Origin of the sequence: Bradyrhizobium sp. LVM 105 (genome assembly GCF_003957705.1) — a bacterium.
Classification (GTDB): domain Bacteria; phylum Pseudomonadota; class Alphaproteobacteria; order Rhizobiales; family Xanthobacteraceae; genus Bradyrhizobium; species Bradyrhizobium frederickii.
The window spans coordinates 1-1,293 of the sequence record NZ_QZMV01000087.1 but is presented as its reverse complement, the minus strand read 5'-3'; the positions used below and the strand labels follow the sequence as shown (position 1 = coordinate 1,293).

The 1,293-nt window shown below is 52.5% G+C and carries 1 protein-coding gene; it reads left to right on the top strand.

Annotated elements, in window-relative coordinates; genetic code table 11:
- A partial coding sequence (locus D6B98_RS42200) for a hypothetical protein (RefSeq protein WP_205680590.1) occupies positions 1-1,293 on the top strand: 1,293 nt, incomplete at both ends.

Sequence of the window (1,293 nt, the reverse complement as noted above, 5' to 3'; positions counted from 1 at the left end):
AGGAAGGAGGGAGGGGAGAGGGAGGAAGGAAAAGAGGAGGAGGAGGGAGGAGGGGAAGGAAAGGGGAGAAAGGGAGGAGAGAGGAGAGAGGGGGAGAAGAAGAAGAGGAGAGGAGAAGAGGAGGGGGAAGGAGAGGGAGGGAAAAGGAGAGGAAGGGAAGAGAGGAGAGAGGGAGAGAGAAGGAGGGGGAAAGAGGGGAGGAAGGAAGGGGGGAAGAAGAGAAGGAGGGAAGAAGGAAGAGAGAGGAAGGGGAGAGAAGGGAAAAAAAAGGAGGAGAGAGGAAAAGGAAAAGGAGAGAGGAGGAAAGGAAGAGGAGGGAGAAGGGAGGAAAGGGGGGAAGGAGAGGAGGGAAGAGAAGGAAAGAGGAAGAGGAAAGAGAAGGGAGAAGGGGAGAAAGGAAAGAGGGGGAAGGGAGGAGAGAAAGAAGAAGAAGAGGGAAAAGAGGAAGGAAGAGGAGAGGGGAAGAGAAGAAAGAGAGGAAAGGGGAAGAAAAGGAAAAAGAAAGGAGGGGAAGAGGGGGAAGAGAAAGAAGAGAGAAAGGGAAGAGGAGAAGAGGAGAGAAGAGAGAAGAGGAAAGGGAGAGGGGAAAGGAAAAAAGAGAGAAGAGAGAGGCCAGGAGGGGGGAAAAAAGAGAGAGGAGAGGAAGGGAAAAGAGAAGGGAGGAGAGAGGAGAGAGGGGAAGGGAGAGAGAGGAAGAGAAGGAGAGGAAGGAAGAGAGAGAGGGGGAGGGAGAAGAAGGGGAGAGGGAGAAAGGGAGGGAGGAGGAGAGAGGAGAGAGGAGAAGAGAAAAAGAAGGAGGAAGAGGAAGAAAGGAAAGAAGAGGAGGGGAGAAAGAGAAAGAGAAAGGAAGAAAAAAAAAAGAGAGAGAGAAGGGAAGGGGAGGGAGAGAAAGAAAGAGAAGGAAAAGGAAAAAGGAAGAGGGAGAAAAGAGAAAGAAGAGGGGAAAAGGGAGAAGAAGAGGAAGAGAGGAAGAGAGGAGAGAGAAGGAGGGAAAGAAAGGAAGAGGGAGGGAGAGGAAAAAGGAAGGAGGGGAAGGAAGAAAGGGGAAGGAGGGGAGGAGAAAGGAAAAGAGAAGAGGGAAGAGGGGAGGAGGGAGAGGGAGAAGAAGAGAGAGGGGGAAGAGGAGGGAGGGAAAGGAAGAAAGAGGGAAGAAGGGAAAGGAGAAGAAAAAGGGAAAGGAGGAAGGAGGAAAAGGGAGGAGGGAAGGGAGGGGGGAGAAGGAAGGAAGGAAGGGAAAGGAGGAAAAGGGAAACGAGGGCGGCGCCGCCTTAGGGTGGGCAAAGGCGCAAATCG